Below are 16,993 nucleotides of genomic sequence, written 5' to 3'. Positions count from 1 at the left end.
GCCTAAATTCAATAACTTCAGCGCATTTACTATTTTATAAAGCATTAACAACAACTACTTTAGACGTTAATTTTTCATTAATCAACGCCATTTACAGCAATTCAAAAAGTATGTCTCCCTTGCTCGTACTATAATGTTTTTTTCTTTACTTCCTAAAGTAACTATCTCGCACCATTAAGATAAGAAAATTATAACATATCAACACTGCTTAAGAAAAATAATCCGCCATGATTTTACAACCAGAAATCATACCTTTTATAACATAATTACTTTCTTAAACACTAAGCCATTAGTTTCCAAAAAGATAGCCAGTGTTTCTACTAAATTCAGAAATTTTAATACCAAGCTAGACCGCCTCATAATCTCAATTGAAGCAGTACTGAACAACTTAAGTGCTCAGAGCTAAATTTTTTGAAGTCTCTCACTATCGAAATAAGAAGAAGAATCAGATAATAGCAATAATAAACTTTGTGAAAAAAGCTTTTACCTATTATTTACAAGTAAAATCAATGAGAACACCTTTTTAAAAATTACGGCTATGCTTCCACAGTATTTTATGATAGAAAATAAGTTGAAGAGTATCATTATAGGAATGACACTACATAACTTACTGCTTTTGTTACCACCTGAAATTGCCCATTCATTGGTAATCATGATTCTAAAAAAGATACCTTACAAAAAACCCATAGAACACCTACCTGAGTCTTTAAACGTAAACTTCTTTGATAATAAACTTAAGAGCCCCATAGGTCTTGCTGCAGGTTTTGACAAGAATGCGGAAGTTATAAGCTCCATGCTCTCATTTGGTTTTGGGTTTATTGAAGCTGGAACTGTAACTAAATACCCCCAATATGGAAATAAAAAGCCAAGAATCTTCCGGTTAACCCAAGATGAAGGAATAATCAATAGATTGGGATTTAACAATAAAGGAATAGGTTACTTTCTCAAACAAATAAACAAAATTAGGCTTAATAATGACATTTTTGGAATCAATATAGGGAAAAATAGCATATCACAAAACAAAATCAGTGATTATATTGACCTAATAAAGATGGTACATGGAAAAAGCAACTATATAGTGCTGAACATTTCATCTCCAAACACACCCAATTTACGCAACTTGCACAATAAACAAGAATTATCAGAATTACTGAAATCCATAACTCTAGCCAGGCAGTCAATTAACAGTTCTAAATATACTCCTATAATGCTAAAAATCTCACCAGATATAGACCAACAAACGAAAGAAAACATTGCTGAGCTTGCATTAGAATATAAAATTGATGGCTTGGTAGTAAGCAACACTACAGTTAATCGAGATAATCTGTACTTTCATTATAATGAGAGTGGTGGACTGAGTGGCAGGCCGTTGTTCAAACTTTCAACTGAGCTATTGAGTGATATGTATAAACTTACCAAAGGCAAAATGTTATTGATAGGGTGCGGAGGGATTTCAAGTGGTATTGATGCATACAAAAAAATAAAGGCAGGAGCATCTTTAGTACAACTATATACTGCTCTCATATATCACGGACCTCAAATCGTGAATAAAATCAATCTGGAGCTTGCAGAGCTAATAAGAAGAGATGGACTTAGTAACATCAGTGAGGCAGTGGGTTGTGATTGTGAGTTTTAGCAACTTTATTTTAATAGAATAAAACTAATTTTCTGATATAAAGGTATAAAATAGGAAGTGTTTCTTTCCAAGATAACAAACATGCAAAACTTAAATGATACTATATCCGAAATTATTAACTATAGGTTTAAAAATTATTCTATTCTAAAAGAAGCATTAACCCATCCAAGCTTAAATAAACGAAACAGTAAAAACCAAATTGAAAATTATGAAAGACTAGAGTTTCTAGGTGACAGTATTCTAAATATGGTTGTGTCTACTATACTATTTAAACTCTTTCCTAAAGAAAAAGAAGGGAGGTTGGCAAAACGAAAAACAGACTTAGTCTGTGGTAGTACTATTGCTAATGTTGCCAAAGTGATAAAATTGGGTGATTTTATTATCATGGATAACAGTGAGCGATGTAATGGAGGAAAATACAACCTAAAAAATTTAGAAAACGCACTTGAAGCACTAATAGGTGCGATTTACATTGACGGCGGATTTAGAAATGTTGAAAGATTTGTCACCCAATATTGGGAAAAGCTAGCTAAATATATGCTCAATCCCCCTCAAGACCCTAAAACCTCGCTACAAGAATGGACACAGAAAAATAAACTACCCTTACCAAAGTATGAACTTAAAAAACAGACTGGACCAGCACATAATCCAGAATTTACTATATCAGTTTACATAAAAAATTATGGCAGAGTTTCTGCATGTGCTTCTAGCAAAAAGGTTGCCGAACAAAAAGCTGCCGAGTTAATGATAGGAAAAATTAATAATAGTAAGAAAACCAATTTAACTTAAGCAATCAACCTAAATATCAAAGAAGCCAAAAACAAGAAATAAAAACTTTCTGGCCAAAAAATAAAGCATTTCATTGCTTCTAGATATGACACCAACCATACTAGTTAGCCCAATATGACTCTTACGGGATTTGAACCCGTGTTACCACCGTGAAAGAGTGATGTCCTAACCACTAGACGAAAGAGTCAATATGCAATTGACTAAGTTATATTGATTACTCATATAAAGTCAATTCAATTGTTTTATAGCAAAACAAAGAGTAAAGACTACTTTTACAAGCTAACCTTGCTTTGTTGCATAGTAAGTTAGCTTATAGCTAAGGTTATAAACGACCTATTGAAAATTCTTTCTTCTACAATCAATTTAGTCAAATTTAAGAATAGTAATTCACTATTTACATTAGTAGATTTAATTATATTAAAATAAAAATGGCTAATAAATTCTAAATTTCAACAACAAACACTATATTATTCCAATTCTAAGAAGCTTGGAACACTGTGTTTTGCTGCGGAACTATCAAATCACAATATTCATATGATATACATTGAGATGATACTTCAAAAGTATGCTATCAACTTTAATTATAAACTCATTTTGGCAATCCAAGTTACCTTAATTACATTTCTAGCTATAACTATAAATGTATAGACCCTTTATCCTATTGTTGTTATAATTAATGTTTTGCTAAAAATTGAATATTAATGAATGAACTAAGAAAGTTAAGCATTACAGAGATGCGTGATGGGCTCAATCGAAAAGATTTTTCCGCTGTTGAACTTACAGAGGTACATATCAATGCAGTTGAAGATGAGAAACTAAATGCATTTGTAACAAAAACTCCAGAAATAGCAATAAAAGCCGCTAAAGCAGCAGATGAACATTTTTCAAAACAGAAAGACGATATAACTCCACCGCTCATGGGCATACCAGTTGGGGTCAAAGATTTATTCTGCACAAAAGGAATAAAAACAACAGCATGTTCAAAAATGCTAGAAAACTTCGTTCCTACTTACGAATCTACAGTATCTAAATTGCTTCTAAAAAGCGGAGCAGTCATGCTTGGTAAGCTTAACATGGATGAATTTGCTATGGGCTCCGCAAACACAAACAGCTGGTTTGGTCCTGTTGAAAATGTTTGGACTAGGAAAAGTGATGGGGAAAAGGTTGTACCTGGTGGATCATCTGGCGGATCTGCATCAGCAGTTGCCGGATTCTTATGCGCTGGAGCACTTGGAAGTGACACCGGTGGATCTGTACGCCAACCAGCAGCTTATTGTGGAGTAGTTGGAATAAAACCAACCTATGGGAGGTGTTCACGTTTTGGCATGATCGCATTTGCAAGTTCTTTGGATCAAGCAGGAGTTATAACCCGTTCTGTCTCTGACTCAGCATTAATGCTGGAAACAATTTGTGGCTATGATAATAAAGACTCAACATCAAGCGAAAGGCTAGTACCTAAGTTTTCTAGCCTTATAAGTGGTGATATTAAGGGCAAAAGCATTGGTATACCAAAAGAGTATAGAATGGATGGAATTTCAGAAGAAATCGTCCACTATTGGGAAAAAGTTTCTTCCAATTTAAAAGAAAGCGGTGCTGAAATTGTTGATATTGCTTTGCCATACACTAAATATGCAATACCAGTCTACTATTTAATCTGCTCTGCTGAAGCTTCATCTAATCTTGCTCGCTACGATGGTGTGCATTACGGATTCAGAGCTGATGCTGATACCCTTGAAGAAATGTACTCACTAACAAGAGCAGAAGGTTTTGGAAAAGAAGTGAAAAGAAGAATCCTCATCGGTGCTTACGCACTTTCTTCAGGTCATTATAATGAATATTATGAAAAAGCACAATGTATTAGAGCATTAATCAGGAATGATTTTATAAAAGCATTCGAGAAAGTAGATTACATACTTGTTCCATCCGCTCCGACAGAAGCTTTTGGCTTAAATGAAAAGCCAGACCCGATAATTATGTGCATCAATGATGTTTTTACTGTACCAGCAAGTTTAGCTGGCCTACCTGCTATTTCTATTCCTGTTGGACTTTCTAGTGAAGGGCTACCACTTGCTTTACAAGTAATTGGAAACTATTATGATGAAGCTGGAATATTGAATGTAGCAAATGTAATCGAGCAAAATTGTGGTAGGATAATTGAACTACGTAGCTTAGTTTGATATAAGACCATATTCAATCAGTAGTCAGTGTACATATAACGTCACACTGTCCAAGTTTCTAATCAAAAAGGAATAAGTTTAGCAAAAAATAATGATATCATTAGTGGAACGTAAAACAGTCCCACTGTGGTACTTATGAGAAGTAATAAAGTAGCTCTATCTGGTTGATAATTTAAAATATTAGCAAGTACCACACTAGATCCGGAAACTGGAATAATAGCTAGCAACATCAGTGCTTTATATATACTCTCGTCGTATATACCTATAATATGTTTGTCTATCAGAACAATTCCTAAAACAAATAATGGCCAGAACACGTACTTTGCTGTAATAGTGGTTAAAGCAAGCTTCCAATCTATTTTAAAATTTGTAATTTGTACAATACTCACTCCAAACAGCACCATTCCTAATGTAATAAATGTACTTCTAATATTCATCATAACATCTATCAAAAAAGCAGGTATTTGCACATTGCATATACTTAAAAAAAAGCCTAAAATCATCGCATAAGATGAAGGAAGCCTGAACAATCTTAACATACATTCTTTCGCAGTATATATACCATTTGCAGCTATATAAAATCCTAAGCTATTTTCAAACAGCGCCATTCCTATATAACAGACAACATATACAGACACTGAATCTTCATCAAATAAAGTCATAGCAATTGGCAAGCCAAAATAACCCATGCTTGTACTGCCTGAGCTAAATGCTAATATATTTTTCGTGTTATCTTTAAATAGAAAAGAAGAAAGATAATAAACCGATAAGGACATAGTGCTACCTATGAACCATATTAAAATCGGCAAAGAAATTACCTTTAAATTAACCTCTGTATGGGATACTCCATATAGAATCACTATTGGATTAGCTATATAAAAAAGTATTTGAGATATAGTATTTTTATCAACTTTAAGGTATTTCCCTGCCAAACAACCAATCAGTATTGTAATATAAACAGGCAATATTTTAAGAAAAAGGGTAAAAAACATATTAGCCTAAATTACAATCCTTTTTGATATTTTTTACTGATAAAGTGACATTAGATCTTAAGATATTGCAAAAGTAAATAAAATTTATTCCTCAACTTATCTAGGTCACAATCGACTAAAAAAGCTTCTTGAATATCTTTCAATAACAATAAGCTTACTGAAAAGTAAAATTTATTTCCATCTAAACTTCACTATGCACTTTTAGATGGTATAAGATAGAAAATTTATAAAAAGTAACTACTCTATAAAATAAGAGAACTCTATGTTTGTATATTTTAGCTATAAACAATTCCAGTAAAAAACTGAATTATACTTGTCCAAAGATAAGTGATGCGTTAGTGCCGCCGAAGCCAAATGAATTAGAAAGTACATATTGAATTTTGTGTTCTTGAGCCTTAAACGGTACAAAATTTAAATCACATCCTTCTGAAGGCTTATATAAATTTAAAGTTGGTGGAGTAATTCCGTTATTTAATGCAAGGATGCTAAATATTGCTTCAACGCTCCCTGCAGCGCCAAGCAAGTGCCCTATAGAAGACTTAGTGGAAGAAACCGGTACTTTATAAGCATGTTCACCAAATAACCGTTTTATTGCTATCACTTCAATTTTATCTCCAAGCGGTGTTGAAGTGCCATGTGCATTAATATATCCAATTTGATTTGGGTTAATTTGCGCACTCTTTAAGGCAATTTGCATTGCTTTGAATGCACCCCTTCCTTCTAAATGTGGCGATGTAATGTGATGTGCATCCCCTGTTAGTCCATATCCAACCAATTCAGCATATACTTTTGCTTCTCTTTTCCTTGCATGTTCATATTCTTCTAAAACTAATACACCTGCTCCTTCACCCATAACAAATCCATCACGTTCTTTATCCCATGGTCTTGAAGCTTCTTCAGGCTTATCATTAAATCTAGTTGATAATGCCTTCATAGATGCAAAACCCGCAATTCCCACTCTACACAGAGCACTTTCTGATCCACCTGCAATCATTACATCTGCTTCGCCAAGTTTTATAGTTCTTGCTGAGTTTATTATTGCATGTGCACCTGTTGCACATGCAGTTACTGCTGAATCGTTTGGGCCCATAAATTTATATTTAATAGAGATATGACCAGATATCAAATTTATTAAACTTGCAGGAACAAAAAATGGACTAACACGTCTAGGTCCTTTTTCCTGCATAGTAATTACATTTTCTTGAATTGATGAAAGGCCACCTATACCGGAACCAACAGTAACACCAATACGTTCCCGATTAATATTTTGGCTTTCTAAAATTAGTGAATCGTCTACTGCCTGAACAGCAGCAGCAACACCATAGTGAATAAAACGATCTGTCCTTTTTAGATCTTTTTTAGAAACATAATCTAATGAATTAAAGCAGTGATCAATATTATCATGTTGTAAGGGAACTTGTCCTGCAACTTTACAAGCAAGATCAGAAGCATTAAACCTGCTGATCCCTCTTACACCAGATTTACCATCTATTAACTTAAGCCAAGTATTTCTAACATCTGTTGCCAGTGGAGTAATTAAGCCAACACCAGTAACTATTACTCTTCTGTTCATTTACCACTAACTATTTGTTTTTTTACTACATAATCAACTATTTGTTCCATAGTTTCCATTATTTGAGCATCTTCATCAGGAATTTCTATTCCAAACTCTTCTTCTGCTGCCATAATTATCTCAACTGCATCTAAACTATCTGCTCCATGCTCCGAAAGCTTTGAAGAACTATCAAACTTCTCTACATCTTTACTAATGTGTTCTAACACAATCTTTTTCACTTTTTCTTCTATGTCTTCTCTAGTACTTTTTGCTAGTTCGCTATCCATTTTTTACCAAAAAATAACCTATCCTTTGATGTTATAAAAAATCTTTATGTTTGCAATACCTTTTATGATTGATAAACTATCACAAAGCTTTTTACTGCTCTAGCTAAGGCATATTTTAGTATCATACGCTAAAAAACTAATAAATTCAAAAATGTTAGACAAGTTAATAAAAAGTTTACTTATCGCAGAAACAGATAAAATTTTATCTAAAGTTAGCCAAAACAAGCATATATTAGCAATGCACTACGTGCTTTTCGCTCCCACAAAACACATAATACGTCCACTTTTAATTACAGCTCTGTCACAAGTGTTCAATTCAGAAGCAATATCAATTGCTGTAGCAGTTAAATGTGTTCACACCCACTCCCTGATTCAGGATGACTTGCCATATATAGACAATAGCAATAATAATAGCAAAAATCAGCTAAGCTGCTGCTATAAGAAATTTGATGAAGCAACAGCAGTGCTTGTTGCTGAAGATGCACCTCTTACTCTCGCTTCTGAAATATTATCTTCACCAAATAAGGATAGTAATAAGCGCCATGAAATCATAAAATCACCATCTCAGATGAGAGGAACTAAAGGAATGGTAGGAGAGCAAGTTTTAGATTCTGATAAAAACTTTGGCAAAATAAAAAAAATGCATCTGATGAAAACCGCAAAACTACTTGCAGCTCCATGTAAAATAGGTGCTATAGTAGGAGATACACCGGATAAACAACGTAGAGCATTATATAACTATAGGATAAATCTTGGGCTCATCTTTCAAGCTGAAGATGATACTGAAAACTACGAACAAGCTTTAAACAATCTCAGCAAACTCCGAGGAAAACACTGGTCATACCTATATGACTTATTGAATCAAGCAAAAAAAGATGGCTAAAAAAATTGTATTACAGTTGATTGTTTCCATGATAATAATTTTTACCTTAACTTCTGCTTTTGTATTTATTATAGTACACATAAATAAAGGCAAACCAGAAAAAAAGGACAAGCTTTATGAGATAAGTACTACCCATAATAGCTTAGTGCAGACGATAGCATACTATTTAGTGAAACCAATACTTGAATCAGCATTTGACCGTTATATTAAAAAGTATGGGATAACAGAATATTTAGAAGAAATAACACAGCAAAAAAGAGAGGAAAATATGATAAGCTTTTATGAAATCACAGAAGGCAACGGCAGCAAAGCTTTATGCGGTCAGGAAGTCCTATTACAAGTGTATAAAATATCTAACAATCTAGCAATACCACTTTTGAATCAAGTCTCTAATGTCACTTTTAAAATAGGTCAAAACAACTCGAAAGAGTTAAGTTTGGGAACAATAGGCATGAAGGAAGGAGGAGAACGTGTAATTACTGTAAACAGTACTACTAATAATACCGAAGCGAGCATTAGTTCTTATTATGTTAAACTACTTGAAGTAAAAGATAAATATCCAGATCTAGTAAATAATATGATGATTTTTGATGATCTAATTGACAAAACCGGGAAACAAGTAAAGTGCGGTGACGAAATATCGATTAAATATAGCATAATGAGGCATAATGGTAAATATATAATCAAAAATCAAACAACACAGTTGAAGGTTGGTGATAAAAAAGTACCACTTGCCATAGAGCTTGGAGTTATAGGAATGAGAGCTTTTAATAAAAGAACTATCATTTCTCCACCAGAACTCTTAAATATTACTGATAGCATGTCAATCAAAGATATAGGTTTCGACAAAGAACATATTTCGATAATTCATCTAAATCTAGATACCAACTCACAGTAGAATTAAAGTTCTAAAGCAAAAAGACAGATACTTTAAAATATTATTTGATAACTAAAGAAAATAACAAAAGTACATATTGCAGTAATAACCGGTGGTAAAACTAGAAAAATAGGTGTTTTTTTAATGAAAAACCTTTGGGAAGGTTTTAAGAAAAAAGCATTGTAAATTATTGGCAAAAAGTACATAGCATTGAGTATAGTGCTTACAATCAACAGAAGAATCACAAATATAATAAGTGATAAATCGCCGGAGTCAGAGACAGCTTGGAAAATGAGAAATTTACCCCAAAAAGTTGGAGCAGGTGGCACCCCTATCATAGATAACGCACCTATAGTAAATGCTATCATGGCAATTGGCATACTACGTCCTATGCCATGAATTCTATCCACATATTTCTCACCTGTTTTCGTTATTATGCTACCTGCAACAAAAAATAAAGTGATTTTTGCAAACGCATGACAAACTAACTGAAAAATTGCAACCTTTGCACTGAAGTCGCTAAGAATTGAAGCGGATAATATAATATATGATAATTGAGAAACAGTAGAGTAAGCAAGCAATTTTTTTAATTCTTTCTGCTTGAGTGCAATCAGCGAGGCAGCAACAATGGTAAACCCCGCAACATATGGCAGCCATCCTCCAGCAAACCAATTTTGTTGTGCAAAGCGTTGCAGATTACCGATACCGAAAATACACAATATAACTTTTATGATGATAAAAGCTCCGGACTTCACAACAACAACAGCATGCAGCAAAGCACTCACGGGAGTTGGTGCAACCATTGCTTTGGGCAACCAAAAATGCATTGGCATTAGTGCAGCTTTGCCTATTCCATAAATCAGCATAGTAAAACATACTGCAGTAAAAGTAATGAGTGAAGTATCAAATTTAAATATTCCATCGCTTACAAAGTCTAAAGTATGAAATTCACTGTATAAGAAACCAAGAACTGGAAAAAATAGTACTAAGGAAGAAAAAAACAGTACGCCAAAATAATAGCGTCCAGCTATCACTGATTCATTTGTGGCATTATAGGTAACAAGAGGATAGGTACTGATAGTTAAAAGCTCATAAAAAACAAATGTAGTAAGCAAATCTCCGGAAAAAGCAATAAACATCGCACAGCTAATCGATACCGAAAAAAAACATAAGAAACTTGAGTGATTACTACCAGGATAGTTACTCTTCATATAGCATACTGCATATATACTGGTTAATATCCATAAAAATGATATTAATAAACTAAATATTATTCCTGTAGACTCTAGTTTTAAACTAATATGTAAATTATTACCAAAATCAATGAGGATAAATTGAAAATAATCACTATATGCCCAATATAAAGTGCACAGACACGTATACGTAAATAGAAGTACAGAAGAGACAACAGTAATACTGTTACTTACTCTAGGCCATCTACCGGTAAAAAAGATAATTACTGCACCAAGCATCGGAATCAATGCAGTAATTAACAAATAATTTTCAGTAATAAAAAGCGGTAAGGAAAGAGATGTTAAAACATAGTCCATTAAATGATTCATCTTTCTGCTTAGGCAAAGCTAGAATTATACTCAAATTACAGAAAAGTGCCACTTTTTTAGTAAATTAGTTTTATATATTATGATATTTATCATATGGATGAAATAAGAGACGGGTACCAACTACTCTCTCATATAACTTAACCCAACCTAGATAAGTTTTTCTAATTTGTCATATATATCTTACACATTATAAAATTAAACAATGTGTTATCAAATCATCAACTTTTCTCAATAGCTTTAGCTTTATCCCCCATCTTCACTTTTTCATATGGCTTTCAGAAGCAATAATAGTCTTCTGCTTAAATTTATATTTTTCTTTATAGCCTCCTCCTATAGAGTTAAAATTCACACCTATTTTTTTATAAATTACGGCTCAACAACATTAATACCTTTTGTTCCAGCTGGTTGCCTTTATAACTACTTACAAGATCTTTGATCTTTTACTTTCCTTTTCATAACCAGACTACGGCGTCAATAGTATATTTTTATTTTAGAGATTTACATTGGTTTATTTCCTTTGACAGTAACTTCACTTTTCCTCTATTACACTATTGCCTTGCTTTTCAATTTTCGTCATCATTTTCTTTCGAAGAAATTACAAATAGTACCTATTATTTTTTGAATAACAATCTCTAAAAAAACCCTTGGTTACCCTGAACTTGTACTAAGAGAAATAATTTAGAATACATATTCATTTTCCACTTAGTGATAATTCCTCAGGTAGATTTTATTTGCTTGATAGGTCAACGCTGCATAATATCTTGAGTGCATTAGTCTTGTTTATCCTTCAGACAATAATATACCTTTAACATCCTCTTTTTTTACTCCTAATCTCATCAACAACTATACCAGTACTTGATTCCTTTTTCTTAGTAAGCAATAATGGTAATAACTTTTTTTAACAATGACTATGAATACCTAAAATTTCGGTATATAGGTTCTTACATAGGTTGCATTAATAAATTCTTGTACTTTTTAGATAATTAACACCTCCTACCATTTCACCATTTTCATTTATAGTGCCTACCACCCTTAAATTTGACTTTTTGTATTTCTTTATTTAATACTCAGCCTACTTTTTTCAAGGCCATTCCTCTTTTTTATTTATTAATTTAATAATTTTATTAATTTTCTTTATACTATTTATACTATAAAAAACCAAAAACAGATCTTTAGCAACTTCATGTTTGTTTTTATGTTTCACAATTGCCTTATAGATAGTGTAAATCTTCTCTAACTTAACTCTGTTGTTCTATGAGTCTTTTTGGAAACATAATATAATAATTCTCTTAGAAATCACTAAACATAAAAATACCAACTGCTTGCTCCTTAAACAAACTTAAATAATCTTCCATTATTTTCTTTCATAGCATACATATGACGATACAATATTGACCTTTACTCTACTTGAAAGTGCAGATTACAGTACAGGTTTCAGCCTTTTTTTTATTTCACCTTCATCCTTTAAAAACCCTCCTATTCATTATTAGACACTCCATTTTTTAAACCATAATCTCTTTCTATTTACTAGTAAAACGACTATACATGCATCCATTAGTAACAGTATTACCAAAATTGAATATTAATAAAATATCATCTCCTTTAGCGATATCTTCATCTTATAATTTTACTAATCAAGAATAAAAAGGCCAATACTAACAGGTTAATTATCTATTGTAACAATTTCAAAATCAATAATAAGAAAAAAAAGCTAACAGCATGAAGAAAAAACTTAAGAAGAAACAAGGTTACAAAATGACGGTATTTCACTAACCCAGTTACTCCTTTCCTGATTTAGTCTATTATTCAATATCGCTTGTCTTATTGATTTCATCAGTTCATTCATAAAGAAAATATTGTGAATAGTAATAAGAGTGTAAGCTAGCAGTTCTTTAGCTTTTAACAAATGGTATATATAAGCCCTTGAATGCTTTCTGCAAGTAAAGCATAGACAGTCACTTTCAATTGGACTATTATCCAGTTTAAATTGTTGATTTCGTAAATTAATATGCTCTTTGCACTTCGAAATAATAGAATTCCTATTTTTCACTTTAATAAGCGCACCACCATGTCTTGCTAAACGAGTTGGATGTACACAATCAAACGTATCGATTCCAAGCCCTACTGCATGAAAGATATCCACAATTCCACCAATACCAAGCAAATGAGTAGGTCTCGTTCTTTTTAAATGTTCCATAGTAAAAGAAACTATATCATGCATTTGCTTCTTACTCTGACCAAGAGATCCACCTATTGCTTGACCAAAAAATGGTAAATGATTAATAAAATCACAATTCTCTCTACGCAAATCTTGATACACTCCGCCTTGACTAATTCCATATAGTGCTTGTTTGCCATTATTATTCCTTTTAAACTCATTCAAAGAACGCTCAGCCCATTTATGGCTCATAAGCATTGATTTCTGTGTATATTCTTTGCTAACGTGAAACGGGGTACATTCATCCAAAACTAAGATTAAATCTGCACCTAACTTTCGTTGAATTTGAATAGACTTTTCAGGAGTTAAACAATAACTTTTACCATTGATGTAAGAACGAAAAACTGCTCCATACTCATCAACTTTGACTAGAGTTTTTTGTTTTTTTCTTATTCCCTTTATCTCTTCTGAAACTGATCCGTGTCCTAAGCTAAATATCTGGTATCCACCAGAATCAGTTAGCATCGGCCCATTCCATCCTATCATCTTGTGCAACCCACCAAGTTTTTCTACGGTATTCTCTCCTGGTTGAAGCATTAGGTGATATGTGTTAGACAGTATTACTTGAGTGCCAGCTTCGCTGACTCTCTCGATATCTGAAACTCTAATTGCAGCCTTTGTCGCACAAAACATAAATGCCGGTGTTTCTATATTTCCACTTGGAGTTTCAATAGTACCAACTCTTGCAGAACCTGATTGCTTAGTTATTTTAAATGAAAACTTTCTTTTCATCTACTTATTTGAAAGTTCTACTATAATGTTCTCTACTTTTTGAGGAGTAAGATTTTCATAAAAATCATTATTAATCTGTACAACAGGAGCACTAACACATGCACCAAGACATTCAACTTCCTTTAAAGTAAACAGATTGTCTTTAGTGGTCTCACCAACATCAATTCCTAGTTTCTTTTTAAAGGTATCTAGAACTTCTTCACTACTGCATAACCAGCAAGGAGTTGTTCTGCAAATTTGTACAAGATATTTACCCACTGGTTTTAAATTATACATAGTATAAAAATTTGCTACCTCGTACACACGAATATGTGGAATACAAAGCATATCAGCAATGTAGCACATTGCAGATCTAGGAACCCATCCACATTGTTCTTGAATCAAGTATAGCAAAGGCATAACAGCACTACCCTCTCTCCCTTTTGGATACATCTTTATAAACTTTTTTGCCTTCTCAAGATTTTCCGATGTAAAACTAAATTGTCTTTCTTTTTCTTTCATCTATAAAGATTACATAAGTCTCAACAGATTATATATTTGAATGATCAATAATTGCAATTAAACTTCTTGTATAACCTAGAAAGAAGTAGATATTTTAAATATCGTATTTTCTACAACACTGCGATTCAGCTGTTCTTAAATTCCCTTAATAATAAAATATCAAAAGCTTTAATAAGCAGAAAAAGGCAGAAGAAATCCTCGCTAGTACTTACTTCTAGCACTAGCGTTTTTTCTAAGCCTTAAAGCGCTGCAATTTAGCTACTCTTAAACTGTATCAGATATCCTAAGTTTAAATGCTCAGAAAAAAAACAAAAGAAATCCTCATGCAGACAGTTATTTATTATTCTCTAATCCTGTAAATTGATGTTCTCATTTTTTTAACGTTCTATAAATGCATTTCAGCTTGTATGGATAAAAACTAAAATCTAGTAAAAACATAAAGCCATAAAAATAAAATATAAGACACTAATCTCGTAATACTTCCATCACTTGACCTGCAAAGGTTGAAGATAATTCAATATCTTTATTAGTATAATAATAGGAGTTAGCAAGAAATTTGTTAAAGAATTTTTCTATGAATTATTCCAAGAAGCACAGCTACGCGCTCTGCCTTTAAACAGAGATAAAAGCACAATTACTACAAACAACACTCCACCAATAACTGATATAGCTCCACCCGCAATAAAGCAGGTACGTGCTAATATTGATGAAATACTTGGCAAATCCGCAACTTTTCTTAAGGCACTGTATCCACCAAGCCAAACAAGACCAGTAATATGAAGAAAATGTCCAAAGCCATAGGCATAAATTTGCAATTTTACCACAAAGTTTTCTACCTCTTTACAGTTCAGTTTTGGTAATAACCAATAAACAAAATTCATAAAAGCTATAGTGATGCCAATTACAGAACCGTGATAATGAGCAGGAATGGTAACATTTCCTTCAACAGTTAGTACTCCAAGTATGCCTCCATAAGTGAACAACACAAATGAGTGTAATAAATAACTGTTCTTATCATTAAGTAAGCTTTTTATACTACGACACACTAATATTGTTAAAAAACACGGCAAAATTGCTCCAGCAGTTCTCATATGCCAAGTAAAAAACTGTATCAATTCAGCACTATTCACCGAGTAAATAGAATATATAAATGGTCCACATACAGCCAAGATCATATTTATAAATAGTGGCAAAATAGCAATTTTATTGTTTGAAGTTAGATTGACATTGGAACTCAACATTATCAAATAAACTAAAAACATTCCTTGAGTAAAAGCAAATTGCAGCAAATGTCCACTTCCCCAAAAGAGATATTCGTAAAATAAATTTTTATCTAAGTGATATAAATCTACAGGCATGTTTTTGTGAGCTAGAACAAGGCAAAGGAACGACGATACAAATATAATAACTAACCCAACTTGCCCAACAAAAAAGTATGAGACTTGCCTATTTAACATACAGGTAAAAGCTGCATTTACCAATATGCTGATAATAAACAAACTAAGCCCAAACAAAAATAATTTGTTTTGTAATACGGGAATATAGTTGCTCTTAATAACTTCAGTACCCGGAACAAATGCTGACACAAATATCAGTAGCATGGAAAGGGTTGACAGAACCCATAAAAAGCTAAGCCAATTATTGGTGTTTTGTAGGTTTATAATAAAAAGTAAAGATATTATAGAGCACATCCATACCAAAATTGATAAATTCACATGTATCACTAGTGCATTATCAAAGATATATTGTGCAGAGGGAATGAGAGAGAAAACAAAAGGCAACCGCAGGAAAACAACAATTATCGACAGTAGCCCAGAACAAGCAAGAGCGCATACTGCCAAAAATATCCATCGTTTGCAAAGTGAAATGTTATCTTGTATAAGCACAGCTATTTTCCCCTTTTTATTTTTTGATCGATAAAGTACTATAACATTAATATAGAGTAATTTTTCGATGATTAATATAACTCTATATCAGTTCGTTCCACTAACAATTTAAGTGAAATACAAATAATATCACAACAAAGTAGGTTGTATCTTTCATCATGAAAATACCATATCCACCTTTGGTTAATACTACAATAGCGTTGCTATTAGCATTAGTCTGGGCCGTAGATATTTCCTTTTAGCAGCCCATGCTTAGGCATATTTAATAATAAAAGTTATTGTAGATTGTCCTTTAACATCAAATGTAGGTAACTCTTTTCATAAAACAGCAATTCCCTTCATATCTATATATACTAATATCATGCTCACTTAAATGAATTATCAAATTACACAACTATTTTTGAAATTAAGATAGGTTCCACCTTCGTAAAAATATTGTTAAATTAAGTATTACCATATTATTAAATCAAGGTAATAGTTACTATAAAAATAACTCCTATAGCAGTTTTATTAATAAGGTCAACAATTTGATAAACTATGTTCTAAATATTATACAAATAATAATTAATAGCTTTAAGCCGCATGCTAGTACTTTGTATTAAAGTTTATTTTTTTGTAAGCAAATATCAACTTTATTTTACAGATACATGATTAGAGCTTAGCTCAAGTACTTACTGGCAAAATGATAGATGTACTCTTAAACATCATTACAAGGTTATTTTCAAACAGATACCAGGAAAATCATCTTTATGGATCCTCATAGCAAAATTATTAAAGCAAAACAGAGAACCTTAATAGCCAGGCATGCCAATTTTCACTTTCTATGCCTTCTCATTTATAACTGTACAAATACTTAATTTATTATTTTCTAACTAAAGAAAGAGTTAAGGATTAATAA

12 protein-coding genes and 1 tRNA gene are annotated in these 16,993 nt (G+C 32.4%); 5 read left to right on the top strand and 8 right to left on the bottom strand.

Annotation, left to right across the window (positions count from 1 at the left end):
- Positions 1 to 556: 556 nt before the first annotated feature.
- Positions 557 to 1,636 (top strand): quinone-dependent dihydroorotate dehydrogenase, encoded by a 1,080-nt coding sequence (locus tag WOVOC_RS00335; RefSeq protein ID WP_025263953.1) that lies wholly within the window; start codon positions 557 to 559, stop codon positions 1,634 to 1,636.
- 81 nt (positions 1,637 to 1,717) lie between these two features.
- The gene (rnc, locus tag WOVOC_RS00330; protein ID WP_025263952.1) at positions 1,718 to 2,425 is read left to right on the top strand and encodes a ribonuclease III; all 708 of its coding nucleotides are present in this window, start codon (positions 1,718 to 1,720) and stop codon (positions 2,423 to 2,425) included.
- Positions 2,426 to 2,540: 115 nt separating this feature from the next.
- Here rnc and WOVOC_RS00325 read toward each other — a convergent pair.
- Positions 2,541 to 2,612: transfer RNA gene (locus tag WOVOC_RS00325), tRNA-Glu, on the bottom strand.
- A 514-nt stretch (positions 2,613 to 3,126) separates the two neighbouring features.
- Here WOVOC_RS00325 and gatA point away from each other — a divergent pair.
- Entirely contained in the window at positions 3,127 to 4,602 is a 1,476-nt protein-coding gene (gatA, locus tag WOVOC_RS00320; protein ID WP_025263951.1) for an Asp-tRNA(Asn)/Glu-tRNA(Gln) amidotransferase subunit GatA, read from the top strand.
- A gap of 62 nt (positions 4,603 to 4,664) precedes the next feature.
- Here the strand turns inward: gatA and WOVOC_RS00315 are convergent, their stop codons facing one another.
- The 3 genes from WOVOC_RS00315 to WOVOC_RS00305 form a co-directional block, all read right to left on the bottom strand.
- A complete protein-coding gene (locus tag WOVOC_RS00315; protein ID WP_014868950.1) occupies positions 4,665 to 5,594 on the bottom strand; it encodes an AEC family transporter in 930 nt (309 codons plus the stop codon).
- A 307-nt stretch (positions 5,595 to 5,901) separates the two neighbouring features.
- Positions 5,902 to 7,167 (bottom strand): beta-ketoacyl-ACP synthase II, encoded by a 1,266-nt coding sequence (gene fabF / locus WOVOC_RS00310; RefSeq protein ID WP_025263950.1) that lies wholly within the window; start codon positions 7,165 to 7,167, stop codon positions 5,902 to 5,904.
- Positions 7,164 to 7,436, bottom strand: coding sequence for an acyl carrier protein (locus WOVOC_RS00305; protein ID WP_014868948.1), 273 nt, complete (start codon positions 7,434 to 7,436; stop codon positions 7,164 to 7,166). Before WOVOC_RS00305 ends, fabF begins: the two co-directional genes overlap by 4 nt.
- 151 nt (positions 7,437 to 7,587) lie before the next feature.
- On the opposite strand from WOVOC_RS00305, the gene WOVOC_RS00300 reads away from it, so the two are divergent.
- The gene (locus WOVOC_RS00300; RefSeq protein ID WP_025263949.1) at positions 7,588 to 8,319 is read left to right on the top strand and encodes a polyprenyl synthetase family protein; all 732 of its coding nucleotides are present in this window, start codon (positions 7,588 to 7,590) and stop codon (positions 8,317 to 8,319) included.
- Positions 8,312 to 9,217 carry an FKBP-type peptidyl-prolyl cis-trans isomerase gene (locus WOVOC_RS00295; protein WP_025263948.1) on the top strand — a complete coding sequence of 302 codons (906 nt, stop codon included), beginning with the start codon at positions 8,312 to 8,314 and terminating at the stop codon, positions 9,215 to 9,217. Before WOVOC_RS00300 ends, WOVOC_RS00295 begins: the two co-directional genes overlap by 8 nt.
- 32 nt (positions 9,218 to 9,249) lie before the next feature.
- Here the strand turns inward: WOVOC_RS00295 and WOVOC_RS00290 are convergent, their stop codons facing one another.
- The 4 genes from WOVOC_RS00290 to WOVOC_RS00270 form a co-directional block, all read right to left on the bottom strand.
- Positions 9,250 to 10,746, bottom strand: a complete 1,497-nt coding sequence (locus tag WOVOC_RS00290) for a proton-conducting transporter transmembrane domain-containing protein (RefSeq protein ID WP_025263947.1) — start codon at positions 10,744 to 10,746, stop codon at positions 9,250 to 9,252.
- A gap of 1,744 nt (positions 10,747 to 12,490) precedes the next feature.
- Complete coding sequence (tgt, locus tag WOVOC_RS00280) at positions 12,491 to 13,708, bottom strand: tRNA guanosine(34) transglycosylase Tgt (protein WP_025263946.1); 1,218 nt, start codon at positions 13,706 to 13,708, stop codon at positions 12,491 to 12,493.
- Positions 13,709 to 14,209 carry an NADH-quinone oxidoreductase subunit NuoE gene (gene nuoE / locus WOVOC_RS00275; protein WP_025263945.1) on the bottom strand — a complete coding sequence of 167 codons (501 nt, stop codon included), beginning with the start codon at positions 14,207 to 14,209 and terminating at the stop codon, positions 13,709 to 13,711.
- A 572-nt stretch (positions 14,210 to 14,781) separates the two neighbouring features.
- The gene (locus WOVOC_RS00270) at positions 14,782 to 16,095 is read right to left on the bottom strand and encodes a cbb3-type cytochrome c oxidase subunit I (protein ID WP_052317716.1); all 1,314 of its coding nucleotides are present in this window, start codon (positions 16,093 to 16,095) and stop codon (positions 14,782 to 14,784) included.
- Positions 16,096 to 16,993 lie beyond the last annotated feature (898 nt).

The organism is Wolbachia endosymbiont of Onchocerca volvulus str. Cameroon, assembly GCF_000530755.1.
Lineage (GTDB): Bacteria > Pseudomonadota > Alphaproteobacteria > Rickettsiales > Anaplasmataceae > Wolbachia.
The sequence above is the reverse complement of the archived record's forward strand: the minus strand, read 5'-3'. Positions and strand labels throughout refer to the sequence as shown.